Origin of the sequence: Streptomyces sp. 8N706, assembly GCF_052245415.1 — a bacterium.
Classification (GTDB): domain Bacteria; phylum Actinomycetota; class Actinomycetes; order Streptomycetales; family Streptomycetaceae; genus Streptomyces.
Genome location: NZ_JBQQBW010000005.1, coordinates 31,966 through 47,580, shown reverse-complemented (window position 1 = coordinate 47,580; position 15,615 = coordinate 31,966). Strand labels below are relative to the sequence as shown.

At 66.8% G+C, this 15,615-nt stretch carries 14 protein-coding genes, 1 tRNA gene and 2 pseudogenes; 11 read left to right on the top strand and 6 right to left on the bottom strand.

Features of this window, described 5'->3' with window-relative positions:
• Positions 1-119: 119 nt before the first annotated feature.
• Together ACTWQE_RS03675 and ACTWQE_RS03670 are read right to left on the bottom strand one after the other, a co-directional pair.
• Entirely contained in the window at positions 120-359 is a 240-nt protein-coding gene (locus ACTWQE_RS03675; protein WP_443327333.1) for a hypothetical protein, read from the bottom strand.
• Positions 360-391: 32 nt separating this feature from the next.
• Positions 392-976: a histidine phosphatase family protein gene (locus ACTWQE_RS03670; RefSeq protein ID WP_443327332.1), complete on the bottom strand. Its 585-nt coding sequence runs from the start codon at positions 974-976 to the stop codon at positions 392-394.
• 349 nt (positions 977-1,325) lie between these two features.
• On the opposite strand from ACTWQE_RS03670, the gene ACTWQE_RS03665 reads away from it, so the two are divergent.
• The 3 genes and pseudogenes from ACTWQE_RS03665 to ACTWQE_RS03655 all read left to right on the top strand — a co-directional run bounded on the left by ACTWQE_RS03665 (position 1,326) and on the right by ACTWQE_RS03655 (position 2,557).
• On the top strand, positions 1,326-1,772 hold the full coding sequence (locus ACTWQE_RS03665; RefSeq protein WP_443327331.1) for a GntR family transcriptional regulator: 447 nt from the start codon (positions 1,326-1,328) through the stop codon (positions 1,770-1,772).
• 10 nt (positions 1,773-1,782) lie between these two features.
• Positions 1,783-2,109, top strand: a pseudogene (locus ACTWQE_RS03660) (HD domain-containing protein); the annotation flags it as partial.
• Between the two features lie 7 nt (positions 2,110-2,116).
• Positions 2,117-2,557: a hypothetical protein gene (locus ACTWQE_RS03655; protein WP_443327330.1), complete on the top strand. Its 441-nt coding sequence runs from the start codon at positions 2,117-2,119 to the stop codon at positions 2,555-2,557.
• Between the two features lie 1,241 nt (positions 2,558-3,798).
• Here the strand turns inward: ACTWQE_RS03655 and ACTWQE_RS03650 are convergent.
• Positions 3,799-3,881 (bottom strand) — tRNA-Tyr (locus tag ACTWQE_RS03650).
• 190 nt (positions 3,882-4,071) lie between these two features.
• Here ACTWQE_RS03650 and ACTWQE_RS03645 point away from each other — a divergent pair.
• Entirely contained in the window at positions 4,072-4,560 is a 489-nt protein-coding gene (locus tag ACTWQE_RS03645; RefSeq protein WP_443327329.1) for a YajQ family cyclic di-GMP-binding protein, read from the top strand.
• Here ACTWQE_RS03645 and ACTWQE_RS03640 read toward each other — a convergent pair.
• From ACTWQE_RS03640 to ACTWQE_RS03630, 3 genes and pseudogenes are all read right to left on the bottom strand, one after another.
• Entirely contained in the window at positions 4,551-5,438 is an 888-nt protein-coding gene (locus tag ACTWQE_RS03640; protein ID WP_443327328.1) for a tyrosine-type recombinase/integrase, read from the bottom strand. The two genes, ACTWQE_RS03645 and ACTWQE_RS03640, sit on opposite strands and share 10 nt — an antisense overlap.
• A pseudogene (locus ACTWQE_RS03635) lies at positions 5,422-5,630 on the bottom strand (helix-turn-helix domain-containing protein); the annotation flags it as partial. The pseudogene ACTWQE_RS03635 and the gene ACTWQE_RS03640, both read right to left, overlap by 17 nt.
• Before the next feature lie 308 nt (positions 5,631-5,938).
• Complete coding sequence (locus ACTWQE_RS03630; RefSeq protein WP_443327327.1) at positions 5,939-6,226, bottom strand: WXG100 family type VII secretion target; 288 nt, start codon at positions 6,224-6,226, stop codon at positions 5,939-5,941.
• A 257-nt stretch (positions 6,227-6,483) separates the two neighbouring features.
• Between ACTWQE_RS03630 and ACTWQE_RS03625 the strand changes: the two genes are divergently transcribed.
• From ACTWQE_RS03625 to ACTWQE_RS03595, 7 genes are all read left to right on the top strand, one after another.
• Positions 6,484-11,229: an FtsK/SpoIIIE domain-containing protein gene (locus ACTWQE_RS03625; protein WP_443327326.1), complete on the top strand. Its 4,746-nt coding sequence runs from the start codon at positions 6,484-6,486 to the stop codon at positions 11,227-11,229.
• A gap of 48 nt (positions 11,230-11,277) precedes the next feature.
• Positions 11,278-11,589, top strand: a complete 312-nt coding sequence (locus ACTWQE_RS03620; RefSeq protein ID WP_443327325.1) for a hypothetical protein — start codon at positions 11,278-11,280, stop codon at positions 11,587-11,589.
• A 108-nt stretch (positions 11,590-11,697) separates the two neighbouring features.
• Positions 11,698-12,912, top strand: a complete 1,215-nt coding sequence (locus ACTWQE_RS03615; protein ID WP_443327324.1) for a hypothetical protein — start codon at positions 11,698-11,700, stop codon at positions 12,910-12,912.
• On the top strand, positions 12,909-13,334 hold the full coding sequence (locus ACTWQE_RS03610) for a hypothetical protein (RefSeq protein WP_443327323.1): 426 nt from the start codon (positions 12,909-12,911) through the stop codon (positions 13,332-13,334). Before ACTWQE_RS03615 ends, ACTWQE_RS03610 begins: the two co-directional genes overlap by 4 nt.
• The gene (locus tag ACTWQE_RS03605; RefSeq protein ID WP_443327322.1) at positions 13,331-13,963 is read left to right on the top strand and encodes a hypothetical protein; all 633 of its coding nucleotides are present in this window, start codon (positions 13,331-13,333) and stop codon (positions 13,961-13,963) included. The genes ACTWQE_RS03610 and ACTWQE_RS03605 overlap by 4 nt, the downstream gene beginning before the upstream one ends.
• Complete coding sequence (locus ACTWQE_RS03600) at positions 13,960-14,610, top strand: hypothetical protein (protein WP_443327321.1); 651 nt, start codon at positions 13,960-13,962, stop codon at positions 14,608-14,610. Before ACTWQE_RS03605 ends, ACTWQE_RS03600 begins: the two co-directional genes overlap by 4 nt.
• 344 nt (positions 14,611-14,954) lie before the next feature.
• Entirely contained in the window at positions 14,955-15,575 is a 621-nt protein-coding gene (locus tag ACTWQE_RS03595) for a hypothetical protein (RefSeq protein WP_443327320.1), read from the top strand.
• Positions 15,576-15,615 lie beyond the last annotated feature (40 nt).

The window sequence follows — 15,615 nt, the reverse complement described above, 5'->3', positions numbered from 1 at the left end:
TGATCTCAAGGAAGCCGTGGCGACCCGGTACGACAAGAGAGCGTTCGTCTCTCACGGCACGGTCACCGACGCTGCGATCCGGCTGTGGATCCGTTAGTGCACCGCCAGACAGTCCCGAACTACCGCACGTACGACGAGCCGACGCCGTCGATGCCAGCAATCGTGGTGATGGGGGCGAAGGTGTTGCTTTGACCGCTCATGAAGCTGTCCCCCAACACCAACAAGCTGGCTGATTCATCAGTGTTAAGCCCCCCGTTGTCTCCGAACCCCAGGACGCCAGCAGCGTGGGCCGTACCTGTGATCGCCAGTGTGGCCCCGGCGAGGCCGAGAGTGGTAAGTGCACGCTTCATGGTGTTCATGCGCTTTCCCGTACCGCCGATGGGAGCCGACGTCAGACCTGCTCGAGAACGCTCTTCAAGCGCAAGTTCCAGTGCCCGGCCCGCCCGGTGAGCGTGATGGCGGTCAGCGGCATGACATCGATGCTCCAGTACGAGTGAGGCGGAACTTTGAGCGTGTAGACGAGGGCGGCCCGTACCACATCGGGTTCGGTCACGGCGAGGATGTGCCCGCCGTCGTGGACTGGCCGGGTGTCGAGCCAGCCACCCACCCGGGAGATGAACGTCAACAGCGGCTCGCCGCCGTGTGGGGCGACCCGCGGATCGGCGAGCCAGGCGTCGACGGCACGTGACTCGTGCGCCATCACCTCCTCCAAGGTGCGCCCGCGCCACCTGCCCATGTCGCAGCCGCGCAGCGCGGGCTGGGCTAGCGGGGAAAGGCCAAGGACCCTTCCTGTCTCCCGGCAGCGGGGCGACGGCGAGCAATAGCGCAGATCCGCCGCGGCCAGATGAACGAGGACAGGTGCCGCTCGTTCAGTCTCGTGCCACCCCGTGGCATCGAGGGGGCGGTCATCGCCGAATCGCACCTCGAGCAGAGAAGAGCTGCGGGCCGCGGCGAGCAGCGTGAGGCGAAGATTCATTCAGCAATATTAAGGGGAATTCCGTATTCCGCCTCGGTCGGCCCCGCTCGCTGCGGGCGCCACGCTCGCCTTGTGCCCGGATTTCAGGATCTGCACCTTGGGCAGTTCTGCTGTGCGAGGCTGCCGTGCTTCCGGGGGCTAGTCGACGCTCCCGTGACTAGAGCCGAGCCTGGCCTGTGCAAAACGCTACGGCCACACAGCGGCCGGCCAGCAGTCGTCCCCCTCGGGCCCGGAGTACCACGGGCCGAGCCGAGGCTGGGTCACCAGGGATGAACATGAACACGCTCGGGTTAACCTACTCAATTGAGTAGGCAGCCACCCCTGCTCGTGTTGAGGGGGTTCGTTCTCGGTGCCAGCAGCCAACCCGCGAGGTACGTATGTACTGGTTGCGGATGCTCTGCGCAACAAGATCAAAGATGGGTCCGTCTCGGGCGCCCTGCCATCTGAAGCCCAGATGATGCGTGACCACGGAGTCTCACGGACAACCATCCGACGCGCTCTGGCTGTGCTTCAAGCCGAGGGTCTGATCGAGTCCGCGCCCGGTGTCGGGTGGAGCGTGAGCCGGGGTGGAGACCGCCGGCCGCTCGTGGAGCGCATGACTTCACTCATCCCCGACAGGCAGCTCGCCGTTGGCGACGCGTTCCCATCCGAATCTGAGCTATGCCAGACCTTCGAGGTCTCCCGTACGGCTGTGCGCCGGGCGCTGGCTCAGATGGAAGGCAACGGCTTGCTGGACACCGTCCACGGCAAAGGGCGCACGGTGCGCGCCCTCCCGGGCCCCGCGGTCCCCTCGTAGCCTGGCTGCTATGACACTGACTGAGTGGCCGTACGAGCTCTCCGAAAAGATGCTGTCCGAGCCGCTGCCGCGACGCTGGGCGCACTCTCTGGGCGTCACTGAGCGGGCCCGCTCACTTCGTCCGATCGTCGGGAACGATGCCGAGGTGTTGGAGGCCGCCGCGATCCTCCATGACGTCGGCTACTCGCCGTCCATCGCCACCACCGGCTTTCATCCCCTGGACGGGGCTCGCTTCCTGCGCGACCAGGAGGCGGCGGACGGCCGAGTCGTACGGCTCGTCGCTCACCACTCATGTGCGCTTCTGGAAGCTGAGGAGCGGGGCCTACGGCAAGAGCTAGCGTGCGGTGATCAACGCCAAAGAGGGCGACCGTAGGGCAACTCACCGGCACATCGAGCAGGCCCACGACATCGCTGCGCGGCTCGGCGAGGACCGCAACGACTTCGGCACCGAGTTCGGCCCGACGAATGTCGAGCCGCATGCAGTGAGCACCGCTGTTGATCTAGGGGACGCTGGGCTAGCGCTGGACGTAGCGGAAGGCGTTGACGCCTCTGGGCTCTCTCCAGAGCGTCAGTCGCGTTTCCTGCTTGACGTGGCGCGGGCACATGCGCAGCGGCGACACGTCGGTGAAGCCGTAGCCGCACTGACCGAGGCGGAGGCACTGGCGCCAGAGCAGATCCGTACGCATCATCTGTCCCGCGGAGTGATCCGCGACCTGGTCCAGCTCTCAGGCACGCGAGTACCCGAGCAACTCGCCGAGCTTGCCGAGCGGAGCGCTGTGTCGTAGCCAGCCGAGATGCGTGCGGTAAGAGTTTCTCTACTTCATCAAGGCTCGCTCCGCTCGCTCCCGGGTCCGGCGAGTTGGGGCGCCAGGAGCAACGCGACGACGCATGAGCGTCGAACGATCCCGGCCTCCTGGAACTGCGAAGCAGTCTGAACACAGGGGATTCAGGTGCCGCGCTGAAGCGCGGCGGCGCCGGACGCCGCCGGCGCGCGGCTCCCCTCCATGCCTCCGTCACCGGGGGCCACGCGCCGTCGCCGTCCGCGCCCACAAGGGGGCGAAAGACCAGGCCGGATGTGGGGCGGTCGGCTCCGCGGCTTCAGGCACCTCCCCGGTCCGGGTCCCGCGTCGAGCAAGACCAGGGGGCCACTCGGACACATTGCGGGCAGGGGGCAAGCCTGCCCGAGTTGCGGGCAAGCGTACGGCCCCCTGATCATGCTCGACCCCAGACCGGGCAGGCCACCGCCCAAACCCGCTCCGCCGACCTGGTGTCCAGCGCCGTCCAGACAGGTCGCCCGGGCGCACTCAGGCTCTCAAGATCCGTTGTTGGACGGATGCGACCGTACGGCCTCCCGGCTGCCCCGGCGCCTCATCCCAACAACGAACGATGCCGCGCCGACCCCAGCGGTGATCAACCCACCGACAGCGGTAATGAGCGCAGGCGCTCCACCATCTGCCTCGGACACTCGAACGTGCTGGGTCACCGTCACGGTCGGCGTAGGAGGTGGCATAGAGGGCGTGACGGGGTTCTGGGGGGCGGTTGGGAGGTCAGCGGTACCGGGCGGGGTTGGTTCAGGGGTCCTAGAGAGGGTGGGGCTGCGAGTCGGCGACTCAGGCAAGCGCAAGCCACGCTCATGATCGGTCATCCGGAGGACGGACACCGCGAGCAGAACCACAGCGACACCCATCAGTCCGGCGCCGGACCAGACCAGGCGCCAGCGCCTACCACGCCGCCGGTGATCCTCCGGCGAGCTCCTCGCATTGTGACCCGTCACTCCACCAGATTGAGGCAGGTGAACAACTCTCGCGAGATAACTGCACCACTCTGCGTAGCCAACAGTGCCGGGACTGGGAAGCTAGCCCGATTCGCCCTAGGCCCGCCGTCAGCAGCATGTGGCCCACTGCACCTCATGCCCGTTACGTGCCCGATGAGGCGGGGAAGCACGGGGAGCCACGGCCATCACAGTCACCTGGATAGGCGGACGGCCCCCGACCGTTTTACCTGGTCAGGGGCCGCTTCACTCGTGTGGCGGGTGCAGGGTTCGAACCTGCGTAGGCGTAAGCCGACAGATTTACAGTCTGCTCCCTTTGGCCGCTCGGGCAACCCGCCGGGGATGTGGCCGGGGCGCGCTCCTGTGTCGGTGCTCCCTGGCAACGACGTAAACCATACCTGATGGCGGGGGGTGGTTCGCCACCCGGTTGATCGCCGATGGATCATGGCCGGGGTGGCTAGGCTGGCGGTGCGGGCCGGGGACGGCGCCGTACCCATGACGGATCTACGTACGAGGAGCCAACTCACGATGGCCGACTCCAGTTTCGACATCGTCTCGAAGGTCGAGCGGCAGGAGGTCGACAACGCCCTCAACCAGGCGAGCCGGGAGATCTCCCAGCGGTACGACTTCAAGAACGTCGGCGCTTCGATCGAGTGGTCCGGCGAGAAGATCGAGATGCGCGCCAACTCCGAGGAGCGGGTGAAGGCCATCCTCGATGTGTTCCAGTCCAAGCTGGTCAAGCGCGGGATCTCGCTCAAGGCACTGGACGCCGGTGAGCCGCAGGCGTCCGGCAAGGAGTACAGGATCTCCGCCTCTCTCCAGGAGGGGATCTCGCAGGAGAACGCGAAGAAGGTCGCGAAGATCATCCGCGACGAGGGCCCGAAGGGCATCAAGGCGCAGGTGCAGGGCGACGAGCTGAGGGTGACCTCGAAGAGCCGGGACGATCTGCAGTCCGTCATCGCCCTCCTCAAGGGCAAGGACCTGGACTTCGCGGTGCAGTTCGTCAACTACCGCTGAGAAGTGGCCTGACCTGCACGAACGTCGTCACGCAGACTTCGCAGGGCACAACGGGGGCACATCGCCGAGGAATGCCTCGACCGCGCCCTCGTTGTGTCCTCCTCGTCAGGCCACAGGTGCGTGTACGTGTCGAGGATGATCGACGGCTTCGCGTGGCACCTCTTCTGCACCGTCTTGACGTTCTCCCGGTGCTTGATGACCAGCGAGGCGTAGAAGTGCCGCAGGTCGTGCAGGCTCGCGCCGTCCGGAACCTCTACACGGCTCGGCTCGCTGCCCTCGGCCCTCCCGTTTCGGACCCACGCCTTTCGCGCCTGCTCGTGCCTCTTCGCGAGCGCCCTGTTCGCGTTGCGTCGGGTCCTCCCCCATACGTGCGACCAGGCTCCGCGCCGAACTGGCTCGTTGAGCTGGTTCGGTGAGATCAGCCGCGCGGTGCGACGCCGTGGCTTCCTCGGGTCGGTCCGGTCCTCGATCTTCACCGCAGGCGCCGGAAACCGCTCAAGGTGGGCGGCGAGCGCACCTACCGCCGCTTTGGTGAGCGGCACCGTGCGGTAGCTCTCGTGCGTCGTGGGCTCGCCGAGGTAGGGCTCGCCCTCTTCCGGCTCGCCCTCTTCCGGGTCGCCCTCTTCCGGGTCGCCCTCTTCCGGGTCGATGAGCTGCTGCCGCAGAGTCACCTCACGACGCAGGAAGTCGACGGCATCGACCTCGAGGCCGAATAGCTCACCTTGCCTCAGCCCGGATGACGCCGCGAGCAGGAAGAGCCCGCGGTACCACGCGGGGGCCGCGCTTGGGAGGGGGTTGAGGTCGGGTGCCCAGGGCGGCAGGTAGTAGATGGTCAGGCGAGGCGGCGAACTCCCGCAATCCGGCGAGCCAGGTCCCACGGGCCGCCGCAAGTCTTCCGCGCAGGGCCACACCTCCTTGACCCACCCGGCGACGGCCTCGTCGTCCCGCTCGACTGCGCGACGAGCGGGAACCCGGCAGGACCAACCGTTCCGTACGAGAAGTCTCCGCACACCCTGGATGGTGCAGGCCAGGTGGAAGCGCCGACCGATCACCCTCTTGACCCGCTCCAAAAGGACAGCGGCCGAGCCTCCGGCTCCTTCCCTTCTCCTGTAGCGGTGCGTTTTCGATCCCGCCGGCTACTACCAGCCCGCCGATACTTGCCGCCTGTGAATACTCTGTGACTGCACCGTAAGAGATGTAACGGAGATGGAGAAATTCCGGTGAGGTCTCGGGGCGGCGGCCCGGCCGCCCATTACGCCCCTCACACCATGCCGCAGAAAGCAAAAAAGGGGTGAGGGCGGTACCGGCCGATCCAGGCCGACATCGCCCTCACCCCCGGCGCTGTGCGCAGGCAGGCTCAACCGCGGCAGTCGCCGACTTACTTGCCGAGCTCCATGTCGAGGTTCTCGAAGGAGTCCGCCGCCTTCTCCAGGTACTGGGCCAGGCCGTCGAGACCCTCGTTGGTCTTCGACATGCCCTGCTTGAACTCCTCGAAGTCCTGGCCGAACTTCTTCGACGCCTGCCGGGTGACGAAGCCCTTCTCGAGCAGGCCGTCGATGTAGGTCTTCAGGTCCTGGAGCTTCTCCTCGATGCGCTCCTTCTCGCGGTTCATCTTCTTCGCCGCGGCCCGCATGTCCTCATATGTGACATCAAGGTCTTTAGCCATGACGCTCCCCTTCCCTCCGTTGGCGACCGCGAGGGCCCCCTCCCGGCATACGTGTGGCGCGCACCGGTTCGGCACACGCCGTTGGGCACCCTAGTCGCTAACCCTCACAGGTGCATATAAGTGCAGTCACGGCGGCCATCAACTGCCCATCAACTGCCCTCAAATCGCGACATTGTTGTGGCATATCGCAGGTGCACGACCGAGTTGCCGGGACGATATTCTTTCCCTCGTTGAGAGGCATTTCGAGGAGGAGTTAAGTGCGTTTGAAGCTGACTGTCGTCGACCCCTATACGAACGCCAGCAAAGACCTCGTCCTCGATGCCGACCCGGAGACCCGTATCGACGCCGTTGCCCGGGAGCTCGCGGCCCGGGTGCGGGGCGGGCTCGGGCCCGGCTCGCTCGCCGGGCAGCCCGGTCCCGTGCTCTACGTCGACAACTGCCAAGTGGACCCCGCCCACACCGTCACCACCTCCCCGCTGCGCGACGGCGCGGTGGTGAGCCTGGACGACCCCTCCGGCACGCTGCCCGGCGAGCAGTCCGGTGTCATCGAAGTCCGGGTGGCCGGCGGGCCCGACGCCGGCGCCGTGTACCGGCTGGGCATCGGCCGGTACGACATAGGCTCCGGCCCGAACTGTCAACTGATCATCGACGACCCGGAGTTGCCTCAGCGCGCGCTGACGCTCTACGTGGTCTCCGCGGACGACCTCCGCCTGGCCGTGCACGGCGGCAGGCAGGGCGGCGAGGGGCCGGCACAGCAGCCAGCCGGGCAGCCCGGTCGGCCGGGTGCGGCACCCGAGGACAAGGAGCCGGGGCCCGACGAGGTGCGTGTCGACGGCAAACCGCTCGAAGGGCAGCAGCTGCGCGTCGGCTCACAGCTCGCCATCGGCAACACCCTGCTCGACGTGGCCGGTTACACGCCCCCGGACGCGGCCGTGAAGTGGTCCGACGACGGCTCCGGGCTCGACTACAACCGCCCGCCGCGGCTGCGCCCCCCGGAGCGCACCACCACGTTCCGCCTGCCGACGCCCCCGAGGGAGTACGAGGCCCGGCCGCTGCCCTGGCTGATGGCGCTGTCCCCGCTCGCCATGGCCGTCACCATGGCGTTGGTGATGGGGCGCATGACGTACCTGCTGATCGCGGTCTTCAGCCCGCTGATCATGATCGCCAACTACTTCTGGGACAAGAAGCACGGCCGCAAGTCCCACGCCAAGCAGGTCAAGGAGTACGAGGAGCACAAGGCCCGGATCGAGCGCGACGCACAGGAGGCGCTGGTCCTGGAGCGCGGCGACCGCCGCCTCGACCACCCGGACCCCGGCACCATCTGGGCCAACGCCACCGGCCCCCGCACCCGTCTGTGGGAGCGCCGCCGTAGCGACGCCGACCACCTGCTGCTGCGGGTGGGCACCGGCCGACTGCCCTCCGCCGTCGTCCTCGACGACCCTGAGCAGGACGACCACCGCCGCCAGGTCACCTGGGACATCACCGACACCCCCGTCACCCTGCACCTGGGCCGGCTCGGCGTGATCGGCTTCGCGGGTCACGACGACACCGCGCGCAGCCTGGCGCGGTGGACGGTGACGCAGGCGGCCGCCCTGCACAGCCCGCTGGACGTGCAGTTCTACGTGCTCACCGAGGCGAACGCGCAGGCCGGTTGGGACTGGGTCCGCTGGCTGCCGCATGCCCGTCCGACGGCGCAGGACGCCAACGTCCTCATCGGGAACGACGCCGAGACCGTCGGCGCCCGTATCGGCGAACTCACCCAAATCCTTGAGGCCAGGCAGAAGGCCGCCCAGGAGAACCGCGGTCAGGTGGGCTTCGCCGACCCCGACATCGTCGTCGTCTGGGACGGCTCGCGCCGGCTGCGCTCGATGCCCGGCGTCGTACGGCTGCTGAAGGAAGGCCCGGCCGTATCGATGTACGCGATCTGCCTGGACGCCGAGGAGCGCTTCCTGCCGGGCGAGTGCAAGGGCATCGTGATCGCGGAACCGCGCAATGCCCGGCACGCCAGGCACGAGCGGCAGGCCGGCGGCGGCGCGAGCGAGGCTCTCGACGTGCTGCGGCGGGCCGCCGAGGAGGAGCAGCGGAAGAAGGCGGCGGCCGAGGCCGGCAGGTCGCGCCGCAAGCGGAAGCGGAAGACGTCGGCCGCGCCCGCCACGCCGGCGCTGACCAACACCGCCGCTGTGCTGCTCTCCCTCGACAACCAGAGCGGCGCCCCCGGGCCGGCGGCGCCGACGGCTGCGGAGCAGGTCGACCCCTCCGTGCTGCGGCTGCGCGTGCAGCAGGAGGGCAAGGCCAAAGTCCTGGGCGTACGGCCCGACTTCGTCTCGGCGGCCTGGTGCGCCCGGGTGGCCCGGGCGCTCGCCCCGCTGCGCGACATCAGCGGCGAAGCGACGGACAGCGCGCTGCCGGACGCCAGTCGGCTCCTTGACGTCATCGGGATGGAACCGCCGACGGCCGGCGTGGTGGCCGCCCGCTGGCAGACCGGCGGGCAGTCCACGCTGGCGATGGTCGGTGAGTCGTACGACGGGCCGTTCGGCATCGACATCCGCAAGGACGGGCCGCACGGCCTCATCGCGGGTACGACGGGCTCCGGCAAGTCCGAGCTGCTGCAGACGATCGTCGCCGCGCTGGCGGTGGCGAACACACCGGAGAACATGACCTTCGTGCTCGTCGACTACAAGGGCGGCAGCGCGTTCAAGGACTGCGTACACCTGCCGCACACCGTTGGCATGGTCACCGACCTCGACGCCCACCTCGTCGAGCGCGCCCTGGAGTCGCTCGGCGCCGAGCTGCACCGCCGCGAGCACATCCTGGCCCAGGTCGGGGCGAAGGACATCGAGGACTACCAGGACCTGGTACGCCGTAATCCGGGTATGGCGCCGCTGCCCCGACTGCTGCTGGTCATCGACGAGTTCGCGTCCATGGTCCGCGACCTGCCGGACTTCGTCACCGGCCTTGTCAACATCGCCCAGCGCGGCCGCTCCCTCGGCATCCACCTGATGCTGGCCACCCAGCGACCGTCCGGCGTGGTCTCGCCGGAGATCCGGGCCAACACCAACCTCCGTATCGCCCTGCGGGTCACCGACGGCGGCGAGTCGACGGACGTCATCGACTCACCCGAGGCCGGCAACATCTCCAAGAACAACCCGGGCCGCGCCTACGTGCGCACCGGCGCAGCCTCCCTCATCCCCTTCCAGTCCGGCCGCGTCGGCGGCCGCCGTCCCGGCACCGTGGACCCGATGGCCGTCGCCCCGTGGACCGGGGAGCTGCACTGGGCCGGCCTGGGCCGCGCGGCGCTGGCGAAGCCCGCGGCCGCCAAGAGCGAGGAAGAGGAGATCACCGACCTGAAGGTGCTGGTCGACGCCGTCCGGGAGGCCAACGCGCACCTGCGCATCCCGCAGCAGCACAGCCCGTGGCTGCCGGCCCTTGCGGAGACCGTGCTGCCGGAGGACCTGCCGCCGGCTCAGGGTCTGGGCGTGCTGCCCCCGGCGCCGTACGGCATCGAGGACCTGCCGTCGAGCCAGGCCCGCCGCGCGGTCGCGATCGACTTCGCCACCTTCGGCCATCTGCTCATCGCGGGTGCGCCGCGCAGCGGCCGCTCCCAGGTGCTGCGTACGATCGCGGGCTCCCTGGCCCGCACCCTCTCCTGCGCCGACGTCCACCTGTACGGCATCGACTGCGGCAACGGCGCGCTGAATGCTCTGTCCAAGCTGCCGCACTGCGGCGCGGTGGTGGGCCGCAACCAGAGCGAGCGGGCCGTCCGTCTGGTCCGCCGGCTGTCGGCGGAGGTGAGCAGGCGGCAGGAGCTCCTTGCGGAGTACGGCTTCGCGGACATCGGTGAGCAGCGCGCCGGGGTGCCGGAGGACCGGCGGCTGCCGCACATCGTGCTGCTCCTTGACCGCTGGGAGGGCTGGGTCTCCTCCCTGGGCGAGCTGGAACACGGCGAGCTGACCGACGAGTTGCTGACCCTGATGCGCGAGGGCGCGAGCGTCGGCATCCACCTGGTGATCGCGGGCGACAGGCAACTGCTGACCGGTCGGATCGCCTCGCTGACGGAGGACAAGTACGGCCTGCGCCTTGCGGACCGTACCGACTTCTCGATGCTGGGCATCAACAGCCGCAAGGTGCCGGACGAGATCCCGCCGGGCCGCGCGTTCCGCAACGAGACGGGTACGGAGATCCAGTTTGCGCTGCTGAGCGAGGACGCCACCGGGCAGGGGCAGAACGCGGCCCTTGCGGCCCTCGGAGAGGGGGCGACCCGCCGGGACGCGGCGGTGCCGCGGGCCCTGCGGCCGTTCCGGGTGGACTCGCTGCCCAGCCGCCTCACCTTCGACCAGGCATGGCAGCACGTCGACCCGGCGGCGTCCGCCTCGCCGCTGTGGGGCCTGGTGGGCGTCGGCGGCGACGACCTGACGGCCTTCGGCCCGGACCTGGCACAGGGCTCGCCGGGCTTCGTGATCGCGGGCCCGGCGAAGTCGGGCCGCTCGACGGTGCTGATGAACCTGGCGCGTACGTTTGTGGGCCGCGGCGCCCGCCTGGTCGTCTGCGCCCCGCGGACCTCCCCGCTGCGCGAACTGGGTGCTTTTGAAGGCGTGTTGGCGGTCTTCACGGGCAGCGACGTCGAGGAGGACGAGCTGAAGGAGGCCGTGGCCACGGCGTCTGTGGAGCGTCCGATCGTCGTCCTGATCGACGACGGCGAGCTCCTGGAGGACTGCGATGCGGAGGACGAGTTCAAGAGGCTGATCTCGACGGGCTCCGACCGCGGCATCGGCATCGTTATCGCCGGCGACGAGGACGACGTCTGCTCGGGCTTCAGCGGCTGGCAGGTCGACCTGAAGAAGTCCAAGCGCGGCCTGCTCCTTTCCCCGCAGGACACGTCGAGCGGCGAACTGATCGGCGTGCGCCTGAGCCGGAGCGCGGTGGGCGGCCCGGTGGTACCGGGCAAGGGCCTGCTGCACCTGGGCAGCGGGGAGGCGTTCACGGTGACTGTGCCGGTGGGCTGAGCCGCAACGTGAGCCTGTTGAACCAAGTAAGGCAAACGGAGGGGACATATGGGCCGCCACGACCGGCTGGTTGTCGACTACACATTGCTGGAGTCCTCGAAGAGGAATCTCCGAGACATCATTAAGGCCCTAGAAGGCATCGACAAGCGTAGCGAAGCCCTACGTGATATCTGGGGCCACGACAGCATCGCCGACAAGATGGACGAGTTCGTCACCAACTGGGACAGCTATCGAGAAGAACTAGCGAAAAACGCCGAGGACTTGAAGAACCATGTGTCGGGGGCACTCAAGAACTTCGAGAAACAGGACCTCGATCTGAAGAACGCGACCGAGAAAAGCGGGAAAAACGGGGGGAAGTGACCGATGGGAACAGGTAGGGGTAGGCGGCGGCCGGTCGACTGGCACCCGCTAGCGGAGGAGGACCCGGTCCCCGGCGATCCGGAGGACATCCGGGACGAGGTCACTCGGATGAAGAACCTCGCCAAGACCCTCCGCGACCAGGCCCGCATCCTGCGCAAGGCCGAGGACGGCGATGCGCTGAAGGGTGAGTACGCCGACAAGATCCGCGAGAAGTCCGGCGAACTGGACAAGCGATTCCGCGAGACTGCGGGCCGCTACGAGCGCGTGGTGGGTGACCTCGGCAAGTGGGCCAACGACCTGGAGAATTTCCAGGATCGGGCGGACCGGATCCTCCATCGCGCAAAGCAGGCCAACGAGGATCACGCCGCCGAGCTGAAGAAGAAGGAAGCCGAGGCGAAGAAGGATGGCGGCGAGCCGCCGGACTTTACCGACGACAGTCACCTGACGCAGCATCGCAAGGCTCTGAATGAAGTCATCTCCGAACGAGACACCAAAGCCCGGGAGTACGCCAGAAACATCGGCGATGACATCTCAGACGTGCTTGAGGACAGTGCGTGGGAGAACTTTGCGGATGGGCTCAGTACGGCGCTCGATGTGATCGGCTATCTCGGCATAGCGATCGCAATCGTCGCCATCTTCTGCACGCCCGCGGGTTGGGTCCTGGCGCTCGCGACGGCCCTGACAGTCGTGAGTCTGGCCGGTCACGTACTGCTGGCAGTCACTGGCGAGGGTTCGTGGACCGACGTGGCGTTTGACGTGATCGCGCTTGCGACGATGGGGCTTGCTAAGCCGGCCGTGGCTGGCCTTAAAGCCGGCCATGCCTTGACCAAGACCGCCGCCACGGCTGCCGCGAAGAGCCAAAAGGCTAGCCAAGTTATGCAGCGCACCAAAAACATGCGTAACTTCCTCGACCGGACTATGGCCCGCCACGGGGCCGGTTCAGAGCGTGGGCAGAGGGCACTGCAGGCAAAGCAGCGGCTGAGGGAAAATGGGGCTGGCGATATGCGCGCCGCGAAGCAGGCGGAGGCCAATGCGCCGATAGCGGAGAGCCGGGGAATCGTAGAAAAGGAAAGCCGAAACATTGCTCATGACGTCAAGCGCATGAAGGAGGCATTCGGTGGCGAGCGCCCAGGTGGCAGGGCAGTCGATGAGGCTGCGGACAAGGCGCTGGCAGACTACACAAAGTTCAAGTGGTCTTGGGGTGTAGGCACGGGTGTCGATGCTGGCGACAAAGCCATTGACAACCTCACCTCATTCGTCGGCTATGACGGCTACGAGGAGCTCAAGGACGTCCCGACCATTGAAGTGGGAAGCCAATGGTGAGCAATTTCGGCAATGAAGAAAATCTAGGAGGAGACGCGATGTCATCCGGAAACGGTCAATCCAAGGCACTGCTTGCACTTCGAGTAATTGTGCTCGTGCCCGTGCTCTGGTTCTTTCTGGGCGGAGGGGCCATCGGGAAGATCGCAGGCAAGGACTGGATGCCAATGGAAGCATTCTTCTGGCCGTTGATGATTGCACCCGTTGCGTTGACTGCAGCCTACGTGGGGTATCGACAGTGTATCCGGCGGCCTCGGAGTATTCCTGACGTGCGGTGGATGTATCGGTTCGCTGCGGGGATGTTTATTTTCGCGAACGGTGCGCTGGTAATCTTCTATTCGTGGATCGCCGTGATTCCGGCAGTCCTGTCTCTGGGGATCTTGCTGGATTCGCTGATTAATAGGTCCGTCATGGAGAATTCGTGAGCTCCATCGGGACGGCCGAGGAAACGCCGACCGGGTACACCCTCATCATCCCGCCGGGGTGGGCTCGGATTCCTCTCCGTGAGGGGACGAAAGCGGCTCTGGAGCGGATCTTTTTCACGCACATGGATAAGGTCCCAGACGGGGTGTCTCGTGACGACGCCATGCGCTTTCGGCTTGAACTGCGCCAGCAGATGCAGAAGAAGGCGCGCGCTGCACGGCGCCATGGCGGCCTGGACCTCTATCTGCCGGTACGCCCACGTGGGGGGAGGCTCATAGCCGCATCGATCATCGTGTCTGAACTGCCCATCGGTAGTGCCGAGAGGGCTCAGAATGAGCGTGTCCTGGAGGGGCTCTCGGCCAGCACCGCGAGCCCCGGCGTGACCGCAGTCAAAGTCGCCGGCAGTAATGCCATCCGGCGGGAGCGCGTAGCAGCAGCGGAGCCCGACCGAGAGCTTGACATTGCTTCGCGCCGTGTCGAATATGCCATGCCGGTGCCAGGGGCCCCGGAGAAGTGGCTTTCGATCAGTTTCTCCACGTCAGGGGACGGAAACCCCGAAAGCGACTTCACCGATGTGCTGGTCGAGCTCTTCGACGCGGTCGTCGGGACGTTCAAGTGGAGATACGAATGAGCTGGCTCAACGTCAAGCACGCCATGTCCCTCGCCCCTTGGCTCCGTGTTCCGCTCATGTGGCCGGAGCCTGGCCTTGAGGACGTGGAGATTGCGCAGACGCCTCAGGTGTGGGCGCGTACCTTCGCCGAGGCGTGGTGGGAGGACTTCGCGACTGAGAAGCCGCTGCCGGGCGAGGTTGATCTGTTGACCAACATCCTGGTGATGTACGCGGACAGGGCGCCCGGTATCTCGCCGGGGTCCGATGTCTTCTTGCACATCCCGCACCCGAGGGTCGATCCCCTCATGGTGCTTGTAGATCTCGTAGAGATCGCCGCGGAAGACCGCGAGATCGAGCTGCGCAACCTGACGCACGCTGATGCGAGCGACGCAATCGAGCTCCCGATGGTCGAGAAGTTCGACTCCCCGCACCTCGGCACCGGCTTGCGTGCGTTGCGCTACTACCAGGATGAGGACAGCAACGAGGTGCACGCCGGCCTCCGTTACGCCTGGCGCTACGAGAAGGGCACGGAAGCCGTAAATGTCCTCATCGTTCTTTCCCACCCGGATCCGGCCCGGATCATCCGCGCATTCGACGACCTCGACGAATTCGCCCGTACCATCCGGATCAGCCCGGACGAGGAAGTGGACACCTGGAACCTTTCATGATTCTGGTCGCGTCCGATTCAGACTCATGGTTCCCGAAGCTCGTGCATGCGTAGAGCCCGCAGGTGCGAAAGGGTTGGCCGGGAATCCGTAAGCAGACTGCCGAGCGGATCGGTGCCGTCCGGATACCGGACCGGCGGCGAGCAGGGCATAGGTGTCGCCGCACCGTAGGTGGGCCAGGGTGAGCGGGGCTTGACGTCCCTTTGCCAGCCGCCGCCACCGCGTACAGATCTCCCCTCGCCGGGAGGCGAGTTGGCCGGCCAGGTACCGCCGGGGCCAACCTGTGGCCACCACCATCAAGTTGGAAAGGGTTCGACGATTTCAAGAGCAACACCTCGGAGCGCAGCATGAGCATTCCGTACGCACTCGACTTCACCGAGGGAACAGTCCCGGATGCGTGGATTCCCCTCCCCATCCTTGAGGGGAACGGCGCTGACCGGAAGCGGCGGAAGTGGGTGAAGAAATACGCCGAATTGCACTGGAAGCTTCACGATGGCCCTCGTGACAAGGCGCAGTTGAAGGAGCTCGCGCGCATGCTCGAGGGTATCGCCGAGCAGTTTCCGCAGAAGATCCCCATGCAGTACTTGTTCGCGTACGTTCCGGATCTTCGCAGGGAGCCCTTGCCGTTCTTCTTCTACGCGACCGCGTCGGAAGGGCCGGCGGAGCAGATTTTGGACACACTGGTGCAACGCAACCAGCCCGGAGCCGTCCAGGATCCCCAGATCGTGGATTTCACCACCGACAATCTCGGCAAGGGGCTGCGCTCCGTTCGCCACTTCGTCCCGAAGGGCGGCGAAGCTCTCTGCATGTCCGTCAACTACGGGTGGCGCGTCGACTCGTACGGCATCGACCTGTCCATGCGCACCGTCAGCGACGACCTCGGCTGGGCGTCTGCGAATATCGATGCGTTCGACGCATTCGCTCGCAGCCTGAAGGTGGTGCACCCGAACGACGTCATGGTCGATTGACCGTACCGCGGGGACGGAGGGGTGTCATGCCGGTGCGTTC

Coding starts and splice junctions, on each gene's coding strand:
- ACTWQE_RS03675 (WP_443327333.1), bottom strand. CDS start 359: ATGAACACCATGAAGCGTGCACTTACCACTCTCGGCCTCGCCGGGGCC.
- ACTWQE_RS03670 (WP_443327332.1), bottom strand. CDS start 976: ATGAATCTTCGCCTCACGCTGCTCGCCGCGGCCCGCAGCTCTTCTCTG.
- ACTWQE_RS03645 (WP_443327329.1), top strand. CDS start 4,072: ATGGCCGACTCCAGTTTCGACATCGTCTCGAAGGTCGAGCGGCAGGAG.
- ACTWQE_RS03630 (WP_443327327.1), bottom strand. CDS start 6,226: ATGGCTAAAGACCTTGATGTCACATATGAGGACATGCGGGCCGCGGCG.
- ACTWQE_RS03620 (WP_443327325.1), top strand. CDS start 11,278: ATGGGCCGCCACGACCGGCTGGTTGTCGACTACACATTGCTGGAGTCC.
- ACTWQE_RS03615 (WP_443327324.1), top strand. CDS start 11,698: ATGAAGAACCTCGCCAAGACCCTCCGCGACCAGGCCCGCATCCTGCGC.
- ACTWQE_RS03600 (WP_443327321.1), top strand. CDS start 13,960: ATGAGCTGGCTCAACGTCAAGCACGCCATGTCCCTCGCCCCTTGGCTC.
- ACTWQE_RS03595 (WP_443327320.1), top strand. CDS start 14,955: ATGAGCATTCCGTACGCACTCGACTTCACCGAGGGAACAGTCCCGGAT.